This is a genomic window from Pantoea sp. RCC30.1 (assembly GCF_058148845.1).
Window position 1 is genome coordinate 16,503 of record NZ_JBXUHX010000017.1, and the last position, 24,025, is coordinate 40,527.

Annotated in this window: 20 protein-coding genes and 1 other RNA gene; 14 read left to right on the forward strand and 7 right to left on the reverse strand. The window is 54.1% G+C overall.

Features of this window, described 5'->3' with window-relative positions; all coding sequences use genetic code 11:
* Nucleotides 1–61: 61 nt before the first annotated feature.
* The 5 genes from AC2LB6_RS15565 (at nt 62) to AC2LB6_RS15585 (ending at nt 4,456) form a co-directional block, all read left to right on the forward strand.
* Complete coding sequence (locus tag AC2LB6_RS15565) at nt 62–607, forward strand: glutathione peroxidase (RefSeq protein WP_136199111.1); 546 nt, start codon at nt 62–64, stop codon at nt 605–607.
* Complete coding sequence (gene btuD, locus AC2LB6_RS15570) at nt 608–1,357, forward strand: vitamin B12 ABC transporter ATP-binding protein BtuD (RefSeq protein WP_490094186.1); 750 nt, start codon at nt 608–610, stop codon at nt 1,355–1,357. It begins immediately after the preceding gene.
* Between the two features lie 68 nt (nt 1,358–1,425).
* Entirely contained in the window at nt 1,426–1,884 is a 459-nt protein-coding gene (locus tag AC2LB6_RS15575) for a C40 family peptidase (RefSeq protein ID WP_003853251.1), read from the forward strand.
* A 294-nt stretch (nt 1,885–2,178) separates the two neighbouring features.
* Complete coding sequence (locus AC2LB6_RS15580) at nt 2,179–2,925, forward strand: EAL domain-containing protein (protein WP_490094187.1); 747 nt, start codon at nt 2,179–2,181, stop codon at nt 2,923–2,925.
* A gap of 79 nt (nt 2,926–3,004) precedes the next feature.
* Nucleotides 3,005–4,456, forward strand: coding sequence for a protein adenylyltransferase SelO (locus tag AC2LB6_RS15585; RefSeq protein ID WP_490094253.1), 1,452 nt, complete (start codon nt 3,005–3,007; stop codon nt 4,454–4,456).
* Between the two features lie 7 nt (nt 4,457–4,463).
* Here the strand turns inward: AC2LB6_RS15585 and AC2LB6_RS15590 are convergent, their stop codons facing one another.
* Nucleotides 4,464–5,510: a 3-deoxy-7-phosphoheptulonate synthase gene (locus tag AC2LB6_RS15590; protein ID WP_490094188.1), complete on the reverse strand. Its 1,047-nt coding sequence runs from the start codon at nt 5,508–5,510 to the stop codon at nt 4,464–4,466.
* Between the two features lie 152 nt (nt 5,511–5,662).
* The gene (ppsR, locus tag AC2LB6_RS15595) at nt 5,663–6,490 is read right to left on the reverse strand and encodes a posphoenolpyruvate synthetase regulatory kinase/phosphorylase PpsR (protein ID WP_003853242.1); all 828 of its coding nucleotides are present in this window, start codon (nt 6,488–6,490) and stop codon (nt 5,663–5,665) included.
* 438 nt (nt 6,491–6,928) lie between these two features.
* Here ppsR and ppsA point away from each other — a divergent pair, with 438 nt between their 5' ends.
* Nucleotides 6,929–9,313 carry a phosphoenolpyruvate synthase gene (gene ppsA, locus AC2LB6_RS15600; protein ID WP_490094189.1) on the forward strand — a complete coding sequence of 795 codons (2,385 nt, stop codon included), beginning with the start codon at nt 6,929–6,931 and terminating at the stop codon, nt 9,311–9,313.
* A gap of 67 nt (nt 9,314–9,380) precedes the next feature.
* Here the strand turns inward: ppsA and rprA are convergent.
* Nucleotides 9,381–9,488, reverse strand: an RNA gene (gene rprA, locus AC2LB6_RS15605) — antisense sRNA RprA.
* A 292-nt stretch (nt 9,489–9,780) separates the two neighbouring features.
* Entirely contained in the window at nt 9,781–10,899 is a 1,119-nt protein-coding gene (gene ydiK, locus AC2LB6_RS15610; protein WP_490094190.1) for an AI-2E family transporter YdiK, read from the reverse strand.
* 205 nt (nt 10,900–11,104) lie between these two features.
* On the opposite strand from ydiK, the gene ydiJ reads away from it, so the two are divergent.
* Nucleotides 11,105–14,158, forward strand: a complete 3,054-nt coding sequence (gene ydiJ / locus AC2LB6_RS15615; protein WP_490094191.1) for a D-2-hydroxyglutarate dehydrogenase YdiJ — start codon at nt 11,105–11,107, stop codon at nt 14,156–14,158.
* A 33-nt stretch (nt 14,159–14,191) separates the two neighbouring features.
* Here the strand turns inward: ydiJ and AC2LB6_RS15620 are convergent, their stop codons facing one another.
* On the reverse strand, nt 14,192–14,596 hold the full coding sequence (locus tag AC2LB6_RS15620) for a hypothetical protein (protein WP_490094254.1): 405 nt from the start codon (nt 14,594–14,596) through the stop codon (nt 14,192–14,194).
* Nucleotides 14,597–14,984: 388 nt separating this feature from the next.
* On the opposite strand from AC2LB6_RS15620, the gene sufA reads away from it, so the two are divergent.
* From sufA to AC2LB6_RS15655, 7 genes are read left to right on the forward strand one after another with little or no spacing between them, the layout of a single operon-like run.
* Nucleotides 14,985–15,359 (forward strand): Fe-S cluster assembly scaffold SufA, encoded by a 375-nt coding sequence (gene sufA / locus AC2LB6_RS15625; RefSeq protein ID WP_090961546.1) that lies wholly within the window; start codon nt 14,985–14,987, stop codon nt 15,357–15,359.
* A gap of 7 nt (nt 15,360–15,366) precedes the next feature.
* Nucleotides 15,367–16,860, forward strand: coding sequence for a Fe-S cluster assembly protein SufB (sufB, locus tag AC2LB6_RS15630; protein ID WP_490094192.1), 1,494 nt, complete (start codon nt 15,367–15,369; stop codon nt 16,858–16,860).
* 42 nt (nt 16,861–16,902) lie between these two features.
* Nucleotides 16,903–17,649 carry a Fe-S cluster assembly ATPase SufC gene (gene sufC / locus AC2LB6_RS15635; RefSeq protein ID WP_086905756.1) on the forward strand — a complete coding sequence of 249 codons (747 nt, stop codon included), beginning with the start codon at nt 16,903–16,905 and terminating at the stop codon, nt 17,647–17,649.
* Nucleotides 17,624–18,904, forward strand: a complete 1,281-nt coding sequence (gene sufD, locus AC2LB6_RS15640; protein WP_490094193.1) for a Fe-S cluster assembly protein SufD — start codon at nt 17,624–17,626, stop codon at nt 18,902–18,904. The genes sufC and sufD overlap by 26 nt, the downstream gene beginning before the upstream one ends.
* On the forward strand, nt 18,904–20,127 hold the full coding sequence (gene sufS / locus AC2LB6_RS15645; RefSeq protein ID WP_490094255.1) for a cysteine desulfurase SufS: 1,224 nt from the start codon (nt 18,904–18,906) through the stop codon (nt 20,125–20,127). Before sufD ends, sufS begins: the two co-directional genes overlap by 1 nt.
* A 21-nt stretch (nt 20,128–20,148) precedes the next feature.
* Nucleotides 20,149–20,565 carry a cysteine desulfuration protein SufE gene (gene sufE, locus AC2LB6_RS15650; RefSeq protein ID WP_434147225.1) on the forward strand — a complete coding sequence of 139 codons (417 nt, stop codon included), beginning with the start codon at nt 20,149–20,151 and terminating at the stop codon, nt 20,563–20,565.
* 56 nt (nt 20,566–20,621) lie between these two features.
* A complete protein-coding gene (locus AC2LB6_RS15655) occupies nt 20,622–21,647 on the forward strand; it encodes a L,D-transpeptidase family protein (RefSeq protein WP_490094194.1) in 1,026 nt (341 codons plus the stop codon).
* Between the two features lie 79 nt (nt 21,648–21,726).
* Here AC2LB6_RS15655 and AC2LB6_RS15660 read toward each other — a convergent pair whose 3' ends face one another.
* Nucleotides 21,727–21,963: a major outer membrane lipoprotein gene (locus tag AC2LB6_RS15660; protein WP_003853216.1), complete on the reverse strand. Its 237-nt coding sequence runs from the start codon at nt 21,961–21,963 to the stop codon at nt 21,727–21,729.
* A gap of 304 nt (nt 21,964–22,267) precedes the next feature.
* Nucleotides 22,268–23,680, reverse strand: coding sequence for a pyruvate kinase PykF (gene pykF, locus AC2LB6_RS15665; RefSeq protein ID WP_490094195.1), 1,413 nt, complete (start codon nt 23,678–23,680; stop codon nt 22,268–22,270).
* Nucleotides 23,681–24,025 lie beyond the last annotated feature (345 nt).

Consider the following 24,025-nt stretch of genomic DNA (forward strand, 5'->3'; position numbering starts at 1 on the left):
CTTCGGCTGGTTATTCTGGATCCACAACAGCATCCACAACAGCATTCACAAAGGAAATAGCATGAACATTTATGAGACTGAACTGGTTACGCTCGATGGGGAAAAAACCACGCTGTCACAGTGGCAGGGCAAGGTCCTGCTGGTGGTCAACGTTGCCTCGAAATGTGGTCTGACGGCGCAATATGAAGAGCTGGAGAACCTGCAGAAAGCCTGGCAGGATCAGGGCTTCAGCGTACTTGGTTTTCCCTGCAATCAGTTTCTGGAGCAGGAGCCGGGCAGCAGTGAGGAGATAAAAACTTTCTGCAGCACCACTTATGGTGTCACGTTCCCGATGTTTGCCAAAACCGAGGTCAATGGCGCAGGACGTCATCCGCTTTATGCTCAGATGATCGCGGCCCGTCCTGACGCGGTGCGTCCGGAAGGCAGCGGCTTTTACGAGCGTATGGAGAGTAAAGGCCGCGCGCCGAAAGAGCAGGGCGACATTCTGTGGAATTTCGAAAAATTCCTGATTGGCCGTGACGGCAGCGTAATCCAGCGTTTTGCACCTGACATGACGCCGGAAGATCCGATCATTCTGGAAACCATTAAGCAGGCGCTGGCAAAGTAGATGCTGTTGCGCCTGCAACAGGCTGCCGTCTCCGGACGGCTGCTGTTAGTGACCGGTGAGCTTGCCGCCGGTCAGCTGCTGCACGTGGCAGGGCCGAACGGGGCAGGAAAAAGCACCTTACTTAGCGTGATTGCCGGGCTGCAACCCACCTCCGGCACGGTGCTGCTGGATGAAAAGCCGCTGAGTGACTGGAACGGCGCGGCACTGTCCAGGGTTCGCGGCTGGCTGCCACAGCAGCAGGCACCGCTGAGTCAGATGCCGGTCTGGCACTATCTGCGTTTGCATCTTAAACAGGCGGGCTCGCAGTCCGATGTCCGACTCAGCACGCTGCTGGAACGACTTCAGCTGCAGGATAAATTATCCCGTTCGCTGAGCCGACTCTCCGGCGGTGAATGGCAGCGCGTCAGGCTGGCGGCAGTCTGTGCGCAGATTGATCCTCTCATCAATCCCCACGGGCGATTGTTAATCCTTGATGAGCCACTGACGGCGCTGGATATCGGGCAGCAGAAAGCGGTAGATGATTTGATTGCGGAGCTGTGCGAGGCAGGTATCAGCGTTATCGCCAGTAGTCACGATCTCAACCACAGCCTGCAACAGGCCGATCGGGTCTGGTTGATGAACAGGGGACAAGTGGTTGCGCAGGGCGAACCGGCAAAAGTCCTGACGCCGCAGCGCCTGACTCCGCTTTACCAGATAGCTTTCCGGCAGATTCAACTCGAAGGACGCACGCTACTGACCGTCCTGCCCTGACACTTGCTACCTGGCGGGCTTTACCGCTACATTAAGCCGGTTGTAACTTCTGATAAGGACATTTGGCGATGCGCCTGGGTTTGCTGATTTTAGTTCTGCTGCTGACGGGATGCAGTCATCACGCTCCGCCGATTAATGGCCGTCTTTCCGATTCGATCACCGTGATAGCGGAACTGAACGATCAACTCGGTCACTGGCGTGGCACGCCTTATCGCTATGGCGGCATGAGTCGTAACGGTGTTGACTGCTCGGGCTTTGTCTATCTGACCTTCCGCGACAAATTTTCGCTGCAGCTGCCGCGCACTACCTCCGCCCAAAGCGATATCGGCACCCGAATCAGCAAAGACGAACTTCTGCCCGGCGATCTGGTCTTCTTTAAAACCGGTCGCGGCGAGAATGGCCTGCATGTGGGCATTTATGATACCGATAATGCCTTTATCCATGCCTCAACCAGCCAGGGCGTAGTCCGCTCTTCGCTGGACAATGTCTACTGGCGAAAAGTGTTCTGGCAGGCGCGCCGTATTTAAACGCAGCTCGCCAAATCCGACTTAAGTCCAATTTTAAATAGAGTTAAAACAGAGAGTAAAAGTTTTATTTTAAATGACAGTTATTGAGAGCAGGTTTTAATAATCATAATAAGTGCTTATTTAATTCCACTAATAACCGCTATTTTAGTGCCACTATTTGGCTTAAGCGTGATCGCCTGTTGTCAAACGGCGGTGGAAGGGTAAAGAAGTTCGTCTCTTCAATGGTTTGGCACTATTGCCTGTACCTGACCATTACTATACGATATCCCCATCGCCGCTTATTCTGGCATTAAAATGAAAATTCATCTCTCGGCCGACTATCAGTCGGAAATCTGGTTTTATCCTGTCTGTGATTTTCACGGGCGATTGACCGCTGTCGAGCTGGTAACGCAGTTTGTGCATGAAAGTGCTCCCATCACTCTGCCGCAGGACCTGTTGCTGCCGCAGCTTGATGAGTCGCAGCAGCTGCGCCTTCTGCAAAGTCAGATTGGATTGCTGGAGCAGAATCGTGCGTTATTTGAAGCGCATTCGGTGTCAGCATTTATCCGTATTGATGAAGGTATGGCGCGGACACTGCTGGCCAGTGAATTAGTGATGCGGAAAATAAAGCAGCTGCCGTTCATTCTTTTGAATATAACTGAAACGTTTCCGCAACTGAAGCTGGGCAAAAATAATCCTTTGCTGGCGAACCTGCATGCTGAATTTAATTTAGCGATTTCACATTTCGGCGCAGGCAAGACACCCTCTAATGCGGTCTACGATAATTTATTCAGCTGCATCTGCCTGGACAAAGAATTTATTCATTCACTGGCAACACGCGCTTCATTCGTACCACTTATTCAGAGCATTATTGATAATTTTCGCGCCCATTGTGACCGCCTCATTATTTGTGGCGTTGACGACGAAGTGCTGTTCGATAAAGTCAGCCAGCTCGACGGTGCCGACTTTCAGGGTGCGCTCTTCCCGGTGGTCAAATCTGATGCACTGCGTTCGCTGCTCTGCGCCGACGATCGCATGCCATCCTCTCAGCATCCTGGCTGATACTCCCTGTTAATCCCCGTTATCAGCGTTACACTAGAGAATTAATCTACGTATCGCTGAGCAGCGCATGGGAGAAACAATGTCCTCAGGCAAGACATCTTTTGACAATACCTGGTTCCGTGAACTGACAGGGTGTTACACCGCGCTAAACCCCACACCGCTGGCAGGCGGACGCCTGCTGTATCACAACGCACCGCTTGCAACCTCAATGGGTCTGGATAGCGCACTCTTTGAAGGTCGCGGTCATGACGTCTGGCACGGCGCGGCCCTGCTGCCCGGCATGCAGCCGCTGGCGCAGGTCTACAGCGGCCATCAGTTTGGCGTCTGGGCGGGTCAGCTTGGCGACGGGCGCGGCATTCTGCTGGGTGAACAGCGCCTTGATGATGGCAGTAAACTTGACTGGCATCTCAAGGGCGCAGGCCTGACGCCTTATTCCCGCATGGGCGATGGTCGTGCCGTGATCCGTTCCAGCGTGCGGGAGTTTCTTGCTTCGGAAGCGCTGCACCATCTGGGCATTCCCACCACGCGCGCACTTACCCTGTCGATAGGCGATGAGCCGGTCTACCGCGAAACCACCGAGCGTGGCGCGATGCTGATGCGCATTTCACCGAGCCATTTGCGGTTCGGTCATTTCGAGCATTTCTTTTACAGCCAGCAGCAGGAGAAAGTGCAGCAGCTGGCCGACTACGCCATCCGTCATCACTGGCCACATCTGGAAGAGGAAGCGGACCGCTATCAACAGTGGTTTACCGATATTGTGTTACGCACCGCGCGGCTGATTGCACTGTGGCAGAGCGTGGGCTTTGCGCATGGGGTGATGAACACCGACAACATGTCGATTCTTGGCCTGACCATCGACTATGGCCCGTTTGGTTTTCTCGATGATTACCAGCCTGATTTCATCTGCAATCACAGCGACTATCAGGGGCGCTACAGTTTTGAAAATCAGCCAATGATTGGCATGTGGAATCTCAACCGGCTGGCGCATGCGCTGTCGGGTCTGCTGACCACGGAGCAGTTGCGGACGGCGCTGAGCGCCTATGAACCTGAACTGATGCGTGTCTGGGGCGAGCGGATGCGGGCGAAGCTCGGCCTGCTGACGCAGCAGAGCAGCGACAATCAGATTCTGACGGATCTGCTGGCCCTGATGACCCAGGAGCACAGCGATTACACCCTGACGTTCCGGCTGCTAAGTGAGACCCAACAGGCTGAAAGCCGTTCACCGTTGCGGGACGAATTTATCGATCGTGAGGCGTTTGACGGCTGGTATCAGCGCTACCGCAGTCGTTTGATGGATGAGCAGGTCAGCGATGCGGAACGCCAGGCCGTGATGAAGGCGTCCAATCCGGCGGTGATTCTGCGCAATTATCTGGCGCAGCAGGCGATAGAAGAGGCGGAGCGGGGAGAACAGGGTGCGCTGGCACGTCTGCATCAGGCGTTACAGCAACCCTTTAGCGATGAGACAGCCGCTGAGTATCGTCAGCGGCCGCCAGACTGGGGCAAAACCTTAGAGGTGAGCTGCTCCAGCTGATAGAGACTCACAGGCGGTGAGAAACCTCCTCGGCCAGCAGGGCGAGCACCTCTTCGCTGTCCTGCCAGCCGAGGCAGGGATCGGTAATCGACTTGCCATAAACCAGCGGTTCACCGGTCACCACTTTCTGATTGCCTTCTTCCAGGAAGCTCTCAATCATTACACCGGCAACGGCTCGTGATCCAGATTTAATCTGCTCTGCCACCTCTGCCGCGACATCCATCTGACGACGATGCTGCTTCAGGCAGTTGGCATGGCTGAAGTCGATCACCAGCTGCTCTGGCAGATTAAACGCCGACAGACTCTCCGCTGCGGCGGCGACATCACTGGCATGATAGTTAGGGTGTTTGCCGCCACGCAGGATTACATGACCGTGCGGGTTGCCGCTGGTCTGATAGATGGTCATCTGGCCCAGCTTATCCGGCGACAGGAACATGTGGCTGGCACGCGCGGCACGAATCGCATCCACGGCAATCTGTACGTTACCGTCAGTACCGTTTTTAAAGCCGACCGGGCAGGAGAGGGCCGAGGCCATTTCGCGGTGGATCTGGCTTTCGGTGGTGCGTGCGCCAATTGCGCCCCAGCTGATGAGGTCGGCAATAAACTGGCCGATCACCATATCCAGAAACTCGGTGGCGGTTGGCAGACCCAGTGCGTTGATATCAATCAGCAGCTTGCGGGCGATACCGATGCCACGGTTCACATCATAGCTGCCATCCAGATCCGGATCGGAGATTAAGCCTTTCCAGCCCACTACGGTGCGCGGCTTCTCGAAGTAAGCACGCATCACAATCTCCAGCCGGTCTTCATAACGGCTGCGTAACGCGTTCAGACGTTCAGCATACTCCAGTGCTGCTTTCGGGTCGTGCAGCGAACAGGGGCCGATTACCACCAGCAGGCGGGGATCTTCCCCGGTAAGAATACGGGCTATACGCTTACGGGCAGCAGTGACATTGTCGGCAATCGCCGCAGAGACAGGATGCTCAGCCGCCAGGCTGGCGGGGGTAATCAGACTACCAATGCGTGCGGTACGCAATTCGTCGGTTTTGTTCATGAGTTTCTCGAAAACGATTCTTCGCAGCGGTGAAATACCGGGAAGTGATGGTGGTCACAATAAACCATTAGCCTGCGAATTCAACCCGGGATTTGATAATGAAATCAAAAGCGACGGCAGCGCCGCTTTACAAGTCCTTCCCGCTTAGCCTCTTAATACATGCGGCGCGTCAGGCCCATGATGTCGAGAATTTTAGTGGCAATCTCCTCCACCGAGTAGTTGGTGCTGTTGAGATAGCGGATTTGATGAGTGCGGAACAGCGCTTCAACTTCGCCCACTTCGAGCCTGCACTGACGCATTGAGGCGTAACGGGTATTTTCCGCTCGCTCCTGACGTATCGCCGCCAGGCGTTCCGGATCGATGGTTAGCCCGAAAAGTTTATTCTGATGTGCACGCAGCGCGGGCGGCAGTTTGAGGTTATCCATGTCGTCAGCAATAAAAGGATAGTTGGCGGCGCGAACACCAAACTGCATCGCCAGATAGAGGCTGGTGGGGGTTTTGCCACAGCGCGAGACGCCTAACAGAATTACCTGTGCATCCTCCAGCCCGCGCAGCGAGATACCGTCATCATGCGCCAGGGCGTAATCGATCGCCGCAATGCGTGCATCATATTTCCCCAGATTACTGGCATCCAGTCCATGGGTACGGTGAGCAACCGGCGCGGGCGACAGGCCCAGCTCCTGCTGCAGCGGGGCGACCAGCGCCTGCACGATATCCTGACAAAATCCGTCGCTCTGCACGATGATGTCGCGCACTTCCGGCGTGACGATGGAGAAAAATACCAGCGGCCGGACGCCGCTCTGCTGATAGAGCGCGTTAATCTGGGCTTTAACCGCCAGCGCCCGCTGGACGTTTTCCACAAATGGCAGCGTCAGACTGGTGATATTGACCGGAAACTGCGACAGCACCGCATGGCCCAGCACTTCAGCCGTAATGGCCGTACCATCGGAGATATAAAAAACGCTTCTGTCAGTTGTCATAACGAAATCAGCCTCAGACAAGAGTGAGCAATCAGCATGAGCCATGCGCTTAAATAAATCATCTCTGATTTTAAATTCTGGAAGGTCTGTCCGGATTATTTGCCTGCTGTTTCATCATGATAATAAAAAATGGAAAAGCGTTTCCTCTCGACGGAATTCTTTTTTATCTGTTATTAAACCGCAAATAGCCACGCCACTGTTGCGCAACAAAACAGAATGGTTAAATGGATGAAAACCTGCCATTTCCCGCTGCATCAATCATTTAGCGAAAAATAGCGTCTTTGCGCAACAGCAAAATAATCCGCTCACAATTCCGAAACTGTTGCTGAAATTCTGCTTTAACGATTCAACAGATCGTTATTGAGGGGGTGATATGCCAGGCTGAGGACAGATAACTCCCTGTGTCCATTCATTGATAATCGATAAAGGATAAGCTCAATGTCCACTAAAGGCGAACAGCCACTTGTGCTCTGGTATAACCAACTTGGCATGCATGATGTTGATCGGGTAGGCGGCAAAAATGCCTCTCTGGGTGAAATGATTACTAATCTGTCGTCGCTGGGCGTTTCCGTGCCCAATGGTTTCGCGACCACCTCCTGGGCCTTTAACCTGTTCCTCGATCAAAGCGGTCTGAACCAGCGAATTTATGCGCTGCTGGATGAGACCGATATTGATGATGTGGATGCGCTGGCAAAAGCGGGTAAGCAGATTCGTCAGTGGGTGGTAGAGACGCCTTTCCTGCCAGAGCTGGAGTCCGCCATTCTGGACGCCTATAAGCAACTTTCTGCAGATGATGATGCCGCTTCGTTCGCTGTCCGCTCCTCTGCCACCGCAGAAGACATGCCTGACGCCTCCTTTGCCGGCCAGCAGGAAACCTTCCTCAATGTGCAGGGCATCGACGCCGTGATGGTGGCGGTGAAGCATGTTTTCGCCTCGCTATTTAATGACCGTGCTATCTCTTACCGCGTGCATCAGGGGTACGACCACCGTGGCGTTGCACTGTCGGCTGGTATTCAGCGCATGGTGCGCTCTGACCTGGCCTCGTCAGGTGTGATGTTCACCATTGATACCGAGTCCGGCTTTGATCAGGTGGTCTTCATTACCGCCGCGCTGGGACTGGGTGAGATGGTAGTGCAGGGTGCCGTTAACCCGGATGAGTTTTACGTCCACAAGCCAACTCTGGCAGCCGATCGTCCGTCGATCGTGCGCCGCAATATGGGCTCGAAAAAGGTTCGCATGGTCTATGCCGACTCTCAGGCGCATGGCGAGCAGGTGCGGATCGAAGATGTGCCGGAAGCTGAACGCGACCGTTTCTGTCTGAGTGATCAAGAAGTGCAGGCGCTGGCGAAGCAGGCCGTGCTGATTGAACAGCATTATCAGCGCCCGATGGATATTGAGTGGGCTAAAGATGGTCACACGGGCAAGCTGTTTATTGTTCAGGCGCGTCCTGAAACCGTGCGCTCTAATGGTCAGGTGATGGAGCGTTACACGCTGCAGGGGCAGGGCAGTGTCGTGGTTGAAGGCCGTGCTATCGGTCATCGTATTGGCGCAGGCGTCGTTAAAGTCATCCACGATATCAGCGAAATGAATCGCATTGAAAAAGGGGATGTGCTGGTGACGGACATGACCGACCCGGACTGGGAACCGATCATGAAAAAGGCGTCAGCGATTGTTACTAACCGTGGCGGACGAACCTGTCATGCGGCGATCATCGCGCGTGAGCTGGGCATTCCGGCCGTCGTCGGCTGTGGTGACGCCACCGATCGGCTGAAAGAGGGCCATCAGGTCACCGTCTCCTGCGCCGAGGGCGACACCGGTTACGTTTACGATCAGTTGCTCGACTTCGACGTCACCAGTTCGCAGGTCGATTCGCTGCCTGAATTGCCGCTGAAAATCATGATGAACGTGGGTAACCCGGATCGTGCCTTTGATTTCGCCTGTCTGCCTAATGAAGGTGTTGGTCTGGCGCGTCTGGAATTTATCATTAACCGTATGATCGGCGTTCACCCCAAAGCGCTTCTGGAATTCGATAAGCAGACGCCGGAACTGCAGCAGCAGATCCGTAAAATGATGAAAGGATTTGATAATCCGGTCGAGTTTTACATTGCTCGCCTGACCGAAGGAATTGCCACGCTTGGTGCTGCATTTGCACCGAAACGCGTAATTGTCCGACTTTCAGATTTTAAAACGAATGAATATGCCAACCTCGTGGGCGGTGAACGCTACGAGCCGGAAGAGGAAAACCCGATGCTGGGATTCCGTGGGGCAGGTCGCTATGTGGCGGACAGCTTCCGGGATTGTTTTGCGCTGGAGTGTGAAGCGGTGAAGCGTGTTCGCAACGAAATGGGCCTCACCAACGTCGAAATCATGGTTCCGTTTGTGCGCACCGTGGATCAGGCGCAGGCCGTAGTGGAAGAGCTGGCGCGTCAGGGACTGAAGCGTGGCGAGAACGGACTGAAGATCATTATGATGTGTGAGATTCCGTCCAATGCCCTGCTGGCAGAACAGTTCCTGCAGCACTTCGATGGCTTCTCTATTGGTTCCAACGATATGACTCAGCTGACGCTGGGGCTGGACCGCGACTCCGGCGTGGTCTCCGCACTGTTTGACGAACGTAACGAAGCCGTAAAAGCGCTGCTCTCCATGGCCATCAAAGCGGCGAAGAAGCAGGGAAAATATGTCGGAATCTGTGGGCAGGGACCGTCCGACCATCAGGATTTTGCCGCCTGGCTGATGGAAGAGGGCATTGACAGTCTGTCACTGAACCCGGACACCGTGGTGGAAACCTGGGTAAGCCTGGCGCAGCTAAATAAAAGCGCCTGACATCGGTTTTAGCAATCATAAAGGCCCGCATTGCGGGCCTTTTCTATTTATAGCTGGCTTGATTCAGGCAAAAAAAAGCCCATCACAGGGGATGGGCAAAGACTACACACAGCAATTCTTTACGCTACTCAGGGGAATTAGTTTGTCTGAAAATCATCAGGTTGATTTCGAACATAGGAAACATGTTATTCATACGGCTGGCTGGCGTCTTTAAGAATCCTCTTATTAGTTTAAAGCCGATAATCTTTTGTCACCTTTACTTTGCCATTTGGCTTAAGAAACAGTCCAGAAAGTAATCTTTTTTAGCCCTGAAAGGTCACTTTTCGGCCAAAGATGGCTTTTTTCTTAAAAATCGCTAATGAAAAACAGAATTTATCTGATTGGTGAGAGTGGGTGCGGTTAATGATCATTAACCGCACTAATCAATGCTCAAAAGGGGGATTGGCGAAGCGTGTTACCGCATTGCATCAGACGGCTGGCGGGATACCCTCGTGATCGGCCAGGGCATCAGCCGAGGCCATCGGGTCATTATCAGGGGCTGGCGCTTCATGCACCCAGACGGAAACCAGACGGTAGGAAACCGCCAGAACCACCGGCCCGATAAACAGACCAATCATCCCGAACGCGAACAGGCCGCCAATAACGCCTGAGAGGATCAGAATCATCGGCAGGTCTGCGCCCATACGGATTAACATCGGGCGCAGAACGTTATCCATCGTGCCGACCACACAACTCCAGACAAGCAGCACGGTTCCCCATGTGGTATCGCCGCTCCAGTAGAGATAGATGATGGCAGGAACCAGCACCAGCAGCGGACCCAGCTGTACCAGACAGCAGAGGATCATCAGCACCGTCAACAGCGTGGCATATGGAATGCCCGAGATCGCCAGACCGATACCGCCCAGCACACCCTGCACCAGCGCCGTCACCACCACGCCAAGCGCCACGGCACGAATGGACTGGGCTGCCAGCATTACGGCGGCATCACCGCGTCGCCCCGCCATGCGAAACGCGAAGTGACGGATGCCCTGGGCAGCCTGTTCGCCACGCCAGTAAAGCAGCACGCTGAACAGTAACATCACGCCCAGATGGATCATAAAGCGCCCGAAATGACCGGCCTGAGCCACAAAAAAGCCCGTGGTGCGACCAATATAAGGCTGTATTTTCGCCATCACGCCGGCACCGCCGCTCGCCACCAGCGTGTCATAACTGACATGAAGTTTTCTGCCGACCATCGGGATTTCCCTCAGCCACATCAGCTTCGGCATCGTGTGACCCTGAGTCACCCAGGCAATCACCGGCGCGCTGTTATCAATCAGACTGCTGACCAGCAGGGCGATAGGAATAATAAACAACAACAACAGCAGCAGTGTCATCACGATCACTGCCAGTGAACGGCGTCCCCATAACAGTCGCTGGAATTTCAGCATCAATGGCCAGGTGGCAATCACCACCATGCTGGCCCAGGCAAAGCCCAGAATAAACGGCTGCACCACCCATAAACAGGCGACGATCAGCAGCAGAATGAACATCAGGGTGAAGAGTATTTGCGGTAAATCCATATCCCGGTACTGGCTTTTCATCATTGACTCATAACCTCGTCTTAATCCTTCATTTTCGGGCATTCGGATGCCCGTTTTTATCATGATCTATTTACCAGGGATTAAACAGCGTCGTGGTGAAAGGTTTTTGCCTTTTCTGAAAAAAGGGCAGACGCAGGAAAAGTATGATAAAACGAGAAATCGCTAACGTATAAACGCAAACGTTTACAACACCTTCGGTCAGACAATCATGATCCCACAGATTTCGCAGGCGCCGGGCCTCGTTCAACTGGTGCTGACGTTCCTTGAGTCGCTGAAAGAGCAGGGTTTTACCGGTGACATGGCGACCAGCTATGCCGATCGTCTCTCACTCTCGACCGATAACAGTATCTATCAGTTGCTGCCCGACGCGGCGCTCTTTCCGCGTTCGACGGCGGATGTTGCACTGCTCGCCCGCGTGGCTGGAGAAGCGCGCTTTGCGAGTCTGGTCTTTACCCCGCGTGGCGGTGGCACCGGCACCAACGGGCAGTCGCTGAATCAGGGGATTGTGGTGGATATGTCGCGCTACATGAACCGCATCCTGGAGATCAATACGGATGAGGGCTGGGTGCGGGTCGAAGCGGGGGTGATTAAAGATCAGCTGAATGCGTGGCTGAAGCCTTTCGGCTTTTTCTTCTCGCCAGAACTTTCCACCAGTAACCGTGCAACGCTGGGCGGGATGATCAATACCGATGCGTCGGGTCAGGGATCGCTGGTTTATGGCAAAACCTCAGACCATGTGCTGGGCCTGCGCGCCGTGCTGCTGGGCGGCGATATCCTTGATACGCGTCCCATGGCGACCGCGCTGGCTGAAACCCTGGCGCAGACGGCCACACCTGAAGGCCGGCTCTATCAGCAGGTGCTGACGCGCTGCCGCGAGCATCGTGCGCTGATTCTGGAGAAGTTTCCGAAACTGAATCGGTTCCTGACCGGATATGATCTGCGCCACGTATTCAGCGACGATATGCAAACTTTTGATCTGACGCGTCTGTTGTGTGGCGCAGAGGGTACGCTGGCCTTCGTCACCGAAGCGCGGCTCGATATCACCCCGCTGCCAAAAGTGCGGCGACTGGTGAACATCAAATATGACTCTTTTGATTCTGCCCTGCGTAATGCGCCCTTTATGGTAGAAGCGCAGGCGCTGTCGGTTGAGACTGTAGACTCCAAAGTGCTGAACCTGGCGCGGGAAGATATCGTCTGGCACTCGGTGCGTGAACTGATTGCTGATGTACCCGACAAAGAGATGCTGGGTCTGAATATTGTTGAATTTGCCGGTGACAACGCGGCGCTGATCGATCAGCAGATTGAACAGCTTTGCGCCCGCCTTGACGCGCTGATGGCGCAGCAGCAGGGCGGCGTAATTGGCTATCAGTTCTGTAACGACCTTGATGGCATTGAGCGCATCTATAACATGCGTAAAAAAGCGGTGGGTCTGCTCGGTAATGCCAAAGGCCGTGCGAAGCCAATTCCGTTTGTGGAAGATACCGCCGTCCCGCCGGAAAAACTGGCGGACTACATTGTCGAATTTCGCGCGCTGCTGGACAGTCACGGCCTGAGCTACGGCATGTTTGGTCACGTCGATGCAGGCGTTCTGCACGTGCGTCCGGCGCTGGATATGTGCGATCCGCAGCAGGAGATGATGATGAAACAGATCTCCGACGAAGTGGTGGCGCTGACCGCGCGCTACGGCGGCCTGCTGTGGGGCGAACATGGCAAAGGATTCCGCGCCCAGTACAGTCCGGCATTCTTTGGCGAGACGCTGTTTAACGAACTGCGCCGCATCAAAGCCGCCTTTGATCCACTTAACCGTCTTAATCCTGGCAAGATCTGTACGCCCTTTAACAGCAACGACGAGATGATGCAGGTCGATGCGGTGAAGCGCGGTACCTTTGATCGGCAGATTCCGGTCACGGTCCGGGATGAATGGCGTGGGGCGATGGAGTGTAACGGCAACGGGTTATGTTTTAACTTTGATGTCCGCAGCCCGATGTGTCCCTCCATGAAGATCACCCGCAACCGCATTCACTCACCCAAAGGGCGGGCGACGCTGACGCGGGAGTGGCTGCGGCTGCTGGCCGAACAGGGCGTCGATCCGCTGACACTGGAAAAGCAGCTACCGGAAAACGGCCTGTCGCTGCGCGGGATGATTGCCCGTACCCGCAACAGCTGGCATGCCAGTAAAGGAGAATATGACTTCTCGCACGAGGTAAAAGAGGCGATGTCGGGCTGTCTGGCCTGCAAAGCCTGCTCCACTCAGTGTCCGATTAAAATTGATGTGCCCGCGTTCCGTTCGCGCTTCCTGCAGCTCTATCACACCCGTTATCTGCGTCCGGTCAGCGATCATCTGGTGGCGGCGGTCGAGGGCTATGCGCCCCTGATGGCGAAAGCGCCGAAGGTGTTCAACTTCTTCCTGCGCCAGCCGTGGGTGAAAGAGTTAAGCAAAACACATATCGGCATGGTCGATCTGCCTCTGCTCTCAGCACCGAATCTGAAACAGCAGCTCAGTGGTCATCCTGCCATGAACATGACGCTGGAGCAGCTGGAAGGGCTGTCAGCTGCCGAGCGCGCCAGCTGTGTGCTGGTGGTACAGGATCCCTTTACCAGCTTCTACGAGGCACAGCTGGTTAACGATTTTGTCAGGCTGATTGAGAAGCTGGGCTACCGTCCGGTGCTGCTGCCATTCTCGCCAAACGGTAAAGCGCAGCACGTGAAAGGTTTCCTGCAACGCTTCGCCCGCACCGCAGCCCGTACCGCCGATTTTCTTAACCGGGTGGCTAAGCTGGAACTGCCAATGGTTGGTGTCGATCCAGCTACCGTACTCTGCTATCGCGATGAGTATCGTCAGACGCTGGGTGAATCGCGCGGCGACTTTAACGTGTTGCTGGTGCATGAATGGTTAGAGCGTGCGCTGGCAGAACGTAACGTGCAGGCCACGGGCGGGGAATCCTGGTATCTCTTTGCGCACTGCACAGAGGTGACTGCGCTGCCCTCGACGCCGAATCAGTGGCAGGAGATCTTTGCACGGTTTGGTGCGAAACTGGAAAACATCAATGTCGGCTGCTGCGGAATGGCGGGCACCTACGGCCACGAAAGTAAAAACCTCGAAAACTCACTGGGGATCTACTCGCTCTCCTGGCATCCGCAGCTGCAGCGACTGCCGCGCCAGCGCTGCCTGGCCACCGGTTATTCTTGCCGCAGTCAGGTTAAGCGGGTCGAAGGCAACGGCATGCGCCATCCGCTTCAGGCATTGTTAGAAATAATGTAAAAAAATTGTGCGCGACGTCACGCCGTGGCTGGATTAGAATATCCAGCCTGCGTGACGCACAAAGTCACTTTGCAGCACGGTGGCTTTGTTCCATTCTCCGACCATGGCCAGCTGGTGGCAAAGTCGGGTCAGGGTCAATCGTGCCAGTTGATAAGCCTGAAGGCGAAACAGGCGATCGCGATTGTTGTTTCCCATCTCCTGCACCAGTCGGTGATGCAGTTTACCCATGGCATGCAGATAACTCTGATCGTCACCGTTCATCTGGCAGACTTCTGCCATATCCTGACAGGCATCATTAAACTGACGCAGCTGGTGGATCGTGCAGTCGGCCCGGTCGAGCTTTGCCTGCGCCATATAAAAGTCGACGGTGATATCCCGCATCGAAAACTGGTATTCGTCGATTTTGTGCTGTAGCCAGGCTGAGACAGAAAGGGTCATTGCGCCGCCCTGAATGTGAATGATAATAATTATCATATTAATCCAGGCCAGGATTGCAATTGGCGGGCAGAAAAATTTATCGATTTATCCTGCCTGTCGGTATAATCGGAAATAACAATCTGTTTACATCGAAGAAAGGCGTAACCTATCAATAAACATTTTTATCAAAAATGGTTATTTTAAAAAGAGTGATTTATTAATAGGTTATAACCGGCTTATTGATGCTGATTCTCTCACTGCAAGGTGAGCTGAAGCAGCTATGCTTACTAAATAAGCAGATAAAACAGCACTAGATGATTATCCCTGCAAAACAAGAGGTTGAAGTGATTGGTCAGATCACTACCATAGGGGGATAGCCTGAAAAGGTTCGGACTCAAGAGGTATCAACATGGCATCCGTTAATACAGACTCTTTCTCACCCGACGATTTTGTCTGGAAAGGGCTGACGCTGACTGAAACCGCAGCGCAACAAATTCTCAATCTGGCGGCTCAGGACCCTGATGTCAAGGGTCTGCGCCTTGGCGTGAAACAATCCGGCTGCGCCGGTTTTGGCTACGTCATGGATCTGGTCAAAGAGCCCGTCGACGACGATCTGCAGTTCTCATTCCACGGCGCAACGCTGTTTGTGCCGCTACAGGCGATGCCATTTGTTGATGGCACCGAGCTGGATTACGTTCGCGAAGGCCTGAATCAGATTTTTAAATTCAATAACCCTAAAGCTCAGCACGCCTGCGGGTGCGGTGAGAGCTTTGGCGTCGAGTAAGTGAAATATGTCACGACACAGCGAAACATCTGACGATGTACAAATCTGGGAAGGCAAGCTCAACTATAAAGAGGGCTTCTTTACCCAACTGCAGACCGAAGAATTTGCTAACGGCATCAACGAAGACGTGGTGCGGGCGATTTCGGCCAAGCGTAACGAGCCAGAGTGGATGCTGGAGTTTCGTCTTAAGGCTTTTCGCGCCTGGCTTGAAATGGAAGAGCCACACTGGCTGAAAGCGCACTACGAAAAACTCGACTACCAGGATTACAGCTACTACTCCGCACCGTCCTGCGGCAACTGTGATGACAGCTGCGCTTCCGAGCCGGGTGCCACGCAGGCTTCAGGCAGTGCGCCAGCCAGCGACTATCTGACGCAGGAAGTGGAAAACGCGTTTAATCAGCTGGGTGTGCCGGTACGTGAAGGTCGTGAAGTGGCGGTTGACGCCATTTTCGACTCCGTTTCGGTTGCAACCACCTATCGCGGCAAGCTGGCGGAGCAGGGGATTATCTTCTGTTCATTCGGCGAAGCGATTCAGGAGCATCCGGAGCTGGTGAAGCAGTATCTCGGAACGGTTGTTCCGGCTAATGATAACTTCTTTGCCGCGCTGAACTCGGCGGTTGCCTCTGACGGCACCTTCGTTTACATCCCGAAAGGGGTGCGTTGCCCGATGGAGCTGTCGACCTATTTCCGCATCAACGCGGCGAAAACTGGCCAGTTCGAACGCACCATCCTGATAGCCGATGAAGACAGCTACGTGAGCTACATCGAAGGCTGTTCGGCGCCCGTGCGTGATACCTATCAGCTGCACGCGGCTGTGGTGGAAGTGATCATCCACAAAAATGCCGAAGTGAAGTATTCGACCGTTCAGAACTGGTTCCCAGGCGGCGAAGGTGAGGGCGGTATCCTTAACTTCGTGACCAAGCGCGCGCTGTGTGAAGGTGACCACAGCAAGATGTCCTGGACGCAGTCTGAAACCGGCTCTGCTATCACCTGGAAATACCCGAGCTGCATTCTGCGTGGAGACTACTCAGTGGGCGAATTCTACTCGGTGGCATTGACCAGCGGTCGTCAGCAGGCCGATACCGGCACCAAGATGATTCACATTGGTAAAAACACCAAATCGACCATTATCTCCAAGGGGATCTCGGCCGGTAAAAGTCAGAACACCTATCGCGGGCTGGTGAAGATCATGCCAACCGCGACCAATGCCCGTAACTTTACCCAGTGTGACTCGATGCTGATCGGCCCGGATTGCGGCGCACATACCTTCCCGTATGTCGAGACCCGTAATAACACCGCTCAGCTGGAGCATGAAGCCACGACCTCACGTATCGGTGAAGATCAGATGTTCTATTGTCTGCAACGCGGTATCAGTGAAGAAGATGCGATCTCGATGATCGTAAACGGCTTCTGTAAAGACGTATTCTCGGAGCTGCCACTGGAATTTGCCGTGGAAGCCCAGAAATTGTTAGCCATCAGCCTTGAGCACAGTGTGGGCTGATGCCATCACACGCCTTGCCGGAAGCAATGTGAAGGAATAAGAATGTTAAGCATTAAAGATTTGCAGGTCAGTGTTGAAGATAAAGCCATTCTGCGTGGCCTGAATCTCGAAATTAAACCGGGCGAAGTGCATGCCATCATGGGTCCGAACGGCTCAGGTAAAAGTACGCTGTCAGCCACGCTGGCAGGCCGCGAGGATTATGAAGTCACTGGTGGCTCGGTCAGCTTCAAAGGTAAAGATCTGCTGGAACTGGCCCCTGAAGAGCGTGCTGGTGAAGGCATCTTTATGGCGTTCCAGTATCCGGTAGAGATCCCAGGCGTCAGCAACCAGTTTTTCCTGCAAACCTCGGTCAACGCGGTGCGCAAATATCGTCAGCAGGAAGAGCTGGACCGCTTCGATTTCCAGGACTTCATTGAAGAGAAAATTCAGCTGCTGAAGATGCCTGAAGATCTGCTGACCCGTTCAGTGAACGTCGGCTTCTCCGGTGGTGAGAAGAAACGTAACGACATTCTGCAGATGGCGGCGCTGGAACCAGAGCTTTGCATCCTGGATGAGACTGACTCCGGTCTGGATATCGATGCCCTGAAAATCGTTGCCAATGGCGTGAACAGCCTGCGCGACGAGAAGCGTGCCTTTATCATCGTAACGCATTACCAGCGTATTCTGGACTACATCAAGCCAGACTTCGTTCATGTTCTGTATCAGGGCAAAATCGTGAAATCTGGCGACTTCTCGCTGGTGAAACAGCTGGAGGAGCAAGGTTATGGCTGGCTTACCGACGAAGAGTGATTCTGCGCTGCAACAGTGGCACCACCTGTTTGAGTCGCGTGGCGACGTGCGTTCTCTGCAGGCACAGCAGCACTGGCAGCAACTGATGCGCGTTGGCCTGCCAACCCGCAAGCATGAAAACTGGAAGTACACGCCGCTGGACACGCTGCTGTCCCAGCAGTTTGTGCTGCCCGACGCGCCACAGACCCTGAGCGCCGAACAGGTTGATGCCCTGGCGCTGCCGCTGGATGCGATCCGTCTGGTTTATGTTGACGGTCAGTTCCAGCCTGCCTTCAGTAGCCGCGACGTCGAACTGTTTGAAGTTCAGCACAGCATGGCCGCTGAGCGCCGTCCGCTGCCTGCTGCGGTTCAGCCGGAAGTTTTCCTGCATCTGACAGAAAGTCTGGCAGAAGAGGTCACGACTCTGCGTCTGGCTCGCGGTAAATCCGCTGCGCGTCCGATCTACCTGCTGCATATTACCAGCGGCCAGCAGTCGGGCATGAACACGGTTCACTATCGTCATCACCTGCAACTGGAAGAAAGTGCAGAAGCGGAAGTTATTGAGCACTACGTTTCACTGGATGAGCGCGCCCATTTCACCGGCACGCGCTTTACCTTTGCCGTAGGCGACAACGCAAAGCTGACCCACACGAAGCTGGCCTTTGAAAGCAGCGACAGCTATCACTTCGCGCACAACGATCTGGTCATTGGCAACGATGGCCAGGTCAGCAGCACCAGCTTCCTGCTGGGTGCCGGGCTGTCTCGTCACAACACCAGTACTCAGCTGAACGGTGAAAATACCACGCTGGCGATCAACAGCCTGGTGTTGCCGGTGAAACAGGAAGTGGCGGATACCCGTACTTACCTGGAGCACAACAAAGGCCACTGTATGAGCCGCCAGATGCATAAAACTATCGTGCGTGACAAAGGCCGAGCGGTGTTTAACGGTCATATCAAAGTGGCACAGCATGCGCTGAAGACTGACGGGCAGATGACCAATAACAACCTGTTGCTGGGTAAGCTCTCTGAAGTCGATACCAAACCGCAGCTGGAAATTTATGCAGATGACGTCAAGTGCAGCCACGGTGCCACCATCGGTCGCATTGATGATGAGCAGATGTTCTATCTGCGTTCGCGCGGTATCCAGAAGGATGCTGCGCAGACCATGATTATCCATGCGTTTGCCGCAGAACTGACCGAAACACTGGAAAATGAAGTGATGCGTCAGGCTGTGCTGCAGCGTATTGCTGAACGTTTTCCCGGAGGCGACATATGATGAACTTCGATCTCGAACGCATCAGGGCTGACTTTCCCATCCTGAAGCGTGAGGTCAACGGTCATCCGCTGGCCTATCTTGACAGTGCGGCCAGCGCACAGCGTCCACTCTCGGTGATTAACGCCGAGAGTCATTTCTATCAGCACGGCTACGCGGCCGTGCATCGTGGCATCCATACGCTGAGCCAGCAGGCGACCAGCGACATGGAAAACGTGCGCGATCAGGCTGCCCGTTTTATCAATGCGCAGTCTCAGGAAGAGATCGTTTTCGTCAAAGGCACCACCGAAGGCATCAATCTGGTGGCGAACACCTGGGGCAGCAGTAATCTTCAGACTGGCGACAACCTGATCATCACTGAGATGGAGCATCACGCCAATATCGTTCCCTGGCAGATGCTGGCCCAGCGCACCGGCGCAGAAGTGCGAGTCCTGCCATTAAATGACAACGGTGAGCTGGCCCTGGAGCAACTGGCGGGGCTGATCGACAGCCGTACGCGGTTGCTGGCGGTCACGCACGTTTCTAACGTACTTGGCACCGTTAATCCGGTTAAAGCGATCGTGGCCCAGGCCAAAGCCGCTGGCGTGATCACGCTGGTGGATGGCGCGCAGGCAGTCATGCATGACAAAGTCGATGTGCAGGATATCGGCTGCGACTTCTACGTCTTCTCCAGCCATAAACTTTATGGTCCGAACGGCGTGGGTATTCTCTACGGCCGCAAAGCGCTGCTGGATGAGATGCCACCGTGGGAAGGCGGCGGTTCGATGATCGACCGCGTCATGCTGCCCACCGGCACCACCTGGAACAGCGCGCCGTGGCGTTTTGAAGCGGGTACGCCCAATACCGGCGGCATTATCGGTTTTGGTGCGGCACTGGCCTATGTGCAGGCGCTGGGACTGGATACCATTCATCAGCGCGAAACGGCTCTGATGAACTACGCGCTCGATAAGCTGGGCACGGTACCGGATATTCAGATCTATGGCCCACAGTCACGCGCTGGTGTCATCGCCTTCAATCTGGGCAAGCACCATGCCTATGATGTCGGCAGCTTCCTGGATCAATATGGTATTGCCATCCGCACGGGACATCACTGCGCGATGCCGCTGATGCAGCACTACAATGTTCCGGCGATGTGCCGTGCCTCCTTCACCTTCTACAACAGTGAAGAGGAAGTGGATCGCCTGGCTGCTGGTCTGACGCGCATTCATCGTCTGCTGGGCGGCTGAACAGTTTTAACGGAGTGAGTGATGGCGACTTTGCCTGAAAAAGAGAAACTGGTTCGCAACTTCAATCGTTGCGCAAACTGGGAAGAGAAGTACCTCTACATCATCGAGCTGGGCTCAAAGCTTCCGGAATCTTCTGAAACCTTACACCAGCCGGAAAACGTGATTTCGGGTTGTCAGAGTCAGGTGTGGATCAGAATGACTCCGCAGGAAGATGGTTCGATTGCCTTTGAAGGCGACAGCGATGCTGCTATTGTTAAAGGCTTGATTGCTATCGTATTTAGTCTTTATCAGAACCTGCCGCCCGCCGAAATCCTGGCGCTGGATGTGCGCCACTGGTTTGGCGAACTGGCCCTGATGCAGCACCTGACGCCCACCCGGTCGCAGGGGCTGGAGGCGATGATTCGGTCTATTCGCCATACCGCTCAGAACCTCAGCTAAGTTACACTCGACAGACGCCATCCGGCGTCTGTTTTTTTATCTGACGAGAAAATTGCATGAAACCTGCTTTACGTTTAGCCGGTGCATTGCTGCTGACCTGCTTTGGGCTCTCTGCACCCGCGTTCGCCACCGAATATCCGCTGCCACCGCCTGACAGTCGCCTGATTGGCGAAAACGTCCTGACTCAGGTTCCTGATGATAAACAACCACTCGAATCAATCGCGTCCCGCTACCAGGTCGGCCTGCTGGGCATGCTGGAGGCGAATCCCGGTACCGATCCCTGGCTGCCCAAAGCGGGTACCCAGCTGATGGTACCGCTGCAGATGATCCTGCCCGATACGCCGCGCGAAGGGATTGTGGTGAATCTCGCCGAGCTTCGCCTCTACTACTATCCCAAAGGGGAAGATAAAGTCATCGTCTATCCCATCGGCATTGGCCAGATGGGTGCGGCAACGCCAGTCATGGTGACGCAGATCAGCCAGAAAATCCCTAATCCCACCTGGACGCCCACCCCGAACATCCGCAAGCGTTACGCTAAAGAGGGCATTACGCTACCCGGCGTAGTCCCAGCCGGACCGGATAACCCGATGGGACAGTTTGCCATGCGTCTGGCGCGCGGCACCGGCCAGTACCTGATCCACGGCACCAATGCGAAGTTTGGCATCGGCATGCGCGTCAGTTCAGGCTGTATCCGCCTGCGTTCAGAGGATATCGAGGCGCTGTTTAACGCCGCCCCCAAGGGCACCCGTGTTCAGATCATCAATCAGCCGGTGAAGTACGCTGTGGAGCCGGATGGGAAACGCTACGTGGAAGTGCACCAGCCGCTGTCGCGTAACGACAAAGACGATCCGCAGACCATGCCGATTGCAATCACCAGTGACCTGAAGAAGTTCATGAAAAGTGAGAAGAGTGATAGCGCGCTGATTAAAGCCAGCTTAACGCGCCGCTCAGGCATGCCTGTGCTGGTCAGCAGTGGAGAGCCGGTGCAGAGTGATACCGTGCCGCCTGCGGGGCTGGAGAGTGCGTCTGTGGGCGCTGAGAATCCGGTTGTACAGACTGAAGGTAAAGCGGTTCAACCCTGAAGCAATACGTGCCTGAAAGGGCACGGAATTCAGGCAAAAAAAATGGCGCCATAAAGGCGCCATTTTTAAACCAGAACTCTTACTTACGGTAAGAGTGAGCCTGGTTGTCCAGACGCTGGTTAGCGCGAGCTGCGTCATCTTTAGCAGCCTGAACGTCTGAACGCACTGCGTTCACGTCGTTGCTCAGCTGGTCAACTTTAGCGTTCAGAGTCTGAACGTCTGAAGACAGCTGGTCGATTTTAGCGTTGCTTGAGCAACCAGCCAGCATAGTTGAAGCCAGAACTACCGCGCCCAGTACCAGTTTAGTACGATTCATTATTTATACCCTCTAGATTGAGTTAATCTCCATGTAGCGTTACAAGTATTACACAAAGCTTTTTAAGTTGAGAATAAATTTTTGATGAGAACATGCTTAAATTTGATCGTTCGCTCAAAGAAGCAGCGAATCCCAGAACATGATAGAAAAATTTAGCTAAAACAGAGGGATTTAATCGGATTAACCTTCATATAAAGCGTAATCGGATTGTTATTTTCGATTGGATTTTTCTTACCTTTGCTTTAAGCAGAAATAAAAAAAAGCGCCTGAATCAGGCGCTTTAAAATAACTCTTAAAGAAAGTTTTACAGTACGTGTACGGAAGCGGTGTTGGTAGTTCCGCTTGGTACTAATGCACCTGACACCAGTACCACAACATCACCTTTCTGACCATAGCCACTTTCCAGCGCCGCTTCTTTACCCAGACGATAGAAATCGTCGGTTGAAGCGATCTCAGTCACCAGACGCGTCTCAATGCCTTTGCTCAGGATCAGCTGACGTGCAGTGGTCGGATTGGTGGTCAGCGCCAGGATGGTCGCGTTCGGGAAATATTTACGTACAGCTTTAGCCGACTTACCGCCTTCAGTAGCCACCACAATCAGAGGGGCTTCCAGCTTCTCAGCGGTCTCAACAGCACCACGGCAGACCGCTTCAGTAATACGCATTTTGCGGTTATCACTCTGGCTGTCGATGCGGGACTTCATCACGCGGTCAGTACGCTCACAGATGGTCGCCATGATGGTGACCGACTCCAGCGGATAACGGCCTTTGGCGCTCTCACCTGACAGCATGACGGCATCAGTTCCGTCGAGGATGGCGTTGGCGACGTCACCGGCTTCTGCGCGGGTAGGGCGCGGGTTCTTGATCATGGAATCAAGCATCTGGGTAGCCGTGATAACCACTTTGCGTGCTTTATTACATTTTTTGATCATCATCTTCTGCGCGAAGATGACTTCCTCAACCGGGATCTCAACACCCAGGTCGCCACGCGCAACCATGATGCCGTCTGAGGCTTCGAGGATTTCGTCGAAGTTGTTCAGGCCTTCCTGGTTTTCGATTTTGGAGATGATCTGGATGTGCTCGCCGCCGTTCTGTTTCAGGTGCTCACGAATTTCCAGCACGTCAGAACGTTTACGGATGAAAGAGGCGGCGACAAAGTCTACGCCCTGCTCGCAACCAAAGATCAGGTCGCGCTTATCTTTTTCAGCCAGGGCAGGCAGCTGGATGGAGACGCCTGGCAGGTTAACGCCTTTGTTCTCACCCAGATCGCCATTGTTCAGGACTTTACACACCACGGTGTTTTCGGTGACTTCGGTCACTTCCATGCCGATCAGGCCATCATCGACCAGCACAGTATTGCCGATTTTAAGGTCAGCAGTGAAGCCCGGGTAGGTGACCGCAACGCACTCGCTGTTGCCGATCACGCTCTGGTCGGTCGTAAAGGTAAAGGTCTGACCCGCTTTCAGAGCAGCGTCGTTGCCGCCTTCCAGTTTCATGGTGCGGATTTCAGGGCCTTTGGTATCCAGCAGGATCGCGGCCTGACGGCCGGTTTTTTGCATTACGGCACGCATGTTGGTGATGCGCTGACCATGCTCAGCATAGTCGCCGTGAGAGAAGTTAAGACGCATAACATTCATGCCAGCTTCAAGCAGTTGAGTCAGCATCTCTTCAGATTCGGTTTTCGGGCCGATTGTACAAACGATTTTAGTCTTTTTCATGACGGATTTTCTGTAAGTTGTGATGGATGAATAAGGGCGGAATCCGATGGCAGCGCATCGAAGTGAAATTTCTGATTGAGACTGAAAAGGGCAGTACTGAGTAAGAATAGGTGACGAAGGCCAGGCGTGCAGGGAAGTTGTGCGGTTACGGTTGGTAACCACCACGCTGTTGTTGCGCAAATCATTTGAGTTATCGCAGTATGCACGTGATCGCTGAAACCTTTCAAGTAAGCAACGCGGGACAGTATAGACGCTAAGTATGCGAAAACCAATCAAAAAGCTGAGGGGGTTGGCGATGCAGATCAATAAAAGTGGAGTTGCGCAAACTGAGGAAATTCTTAAAGT

Bases quoted from the DNA above. Each gene is read 5' to 3' on its own strand.
- AC2LB6_RS15580 (WP_490094187.1), top strand. From the start codon at position 2,179: ATGAAAATTCATCTCTCGGCCGACTATCAGTCGGAAATCTGGTTTTAT.
- ydiK (WP_490094190.1), bottom strand. From the start codon at position 10,899: ATGATGAAAAGCCAGTACCGGGATATGGATTTACCGCAAATACTCTTC.
- AC2LB6_RS15655 (WP_490094194.1), top strand. From the start codon at position 20,622: ATGAAACCTGCTTTACGTTTAGCCGGTGCATTGCTGCTGACCTGCTTT.
- AC2LB6_RS15620 (WP_490094254.1), bottom strand. From the start codon at position 14,596: ATGACCCTTTCTGTCTCAGCCTGGCTACAGCACAAAATCGACGAATAC.
- AC2LB6_RS15575 (WP_003853251.1), top strand. From the start codon at position 1,426: ATGCGCCTGGGTTTGCTGATTTTAGTTCTGCTGCTGACGGGATGCAGT.
- AC2LB6_RS15590 (WP_490094188.1), bottom strand. From the start codon at position 5,510: ATGAACAAAACCGACGAATTGCGTACCGCACGCATTGGTAGTCTGATT.
- btuD (WP_490094186.1), top strand. From the start codon at position 608: ATGCTGTTGCGCCTGCAACAGGCTGCCGTCTCCGGACGGCTGCTGTTA.
- AC2LB6_RS15660 (WP_003853216.1), bottom strand. From the start codon at position 21,963: ATGAATCGTACTAAACTGGTACTGGGCGCGGTAGTTCTGGCTTCAACT.
- AC2LB6_RS15565 (WP_136199111.1), top strand. From the start codon at position 62: ATGAACATTTATGAGACTGAACTGGTTACGCTCGATGGGGAAAAAACC.
- sufA (WP_090961546.1), top strand. From the start codon at position 14,985: ATGGCATCCGTTAATACAGACTCTTTCTCACCCGACGATTTTGTCTGG.
- pykF (WP_490094195.1), bottom strand. From the start codon at position 23,680: ATGAAAAAGACTAAAATCGTTTGTACAATCGGCCCGAAAACCGAATCT.
- ppsA (WP_490094189.1), top strand. From the start codon at position 6,929: ATGTCCACTAAAGGCGAACAGCCACTTGTGCTCTGGTATAACCAACTT.
- ydiJ (WP_490094191.1), top strand. From the start codon at position 11,105: ATGATCCCACAGATTTCGCAGGCGCCGGGCCTCGTTCAACTGGTGCTG.
- sufC (WP_086905756.1), top strand. From the start codon at position 16,903: ATGTTAAGCATTAAAGATTTGCAGGTCAGTGTTGAAGATAAAGCCATT.
- sufD (WP_490094193.1), top strand. From the start codon at position 17,624: ATGGCTGGCTTACCGACGAAGAGTGATTCTGCGCTGCAACAGTGGCAC.
- AC2LB6_RS15585 (WP_490094253.1), top strand. From the start codon at position 3,005: ATGTCCTCAGGCAAGACATCTTTTGACAATACCTGGTTCCGTGAACTG.
- sufE (WP_434147225.1), top strand. From the start codon at position 20,149: ATGGCGACTTTGCCTGAAAAAGAGAAACTGGTTCGCAACTTCAATCGT.
- ppsR (WP_003853242.1), bottom strand. From the start codon at position 6,490: ATGACAACTGACAGAAGCGTTTTTTATATCTCCGATGGTACGGCCATT.
- sufS (WP_490094255.1), top strand. From the start codon at position 18,904: ATGAACTTCGATCTCGAACGCATCAGGGCTGACTTTCCCATCCTGAAG.
- sufB (WP_490094192.1), top strand. From the start codon at position 15,367: ATGTCACGACACAGCGAAACATCTGACGATGTACAAATCTGGGAAGGC.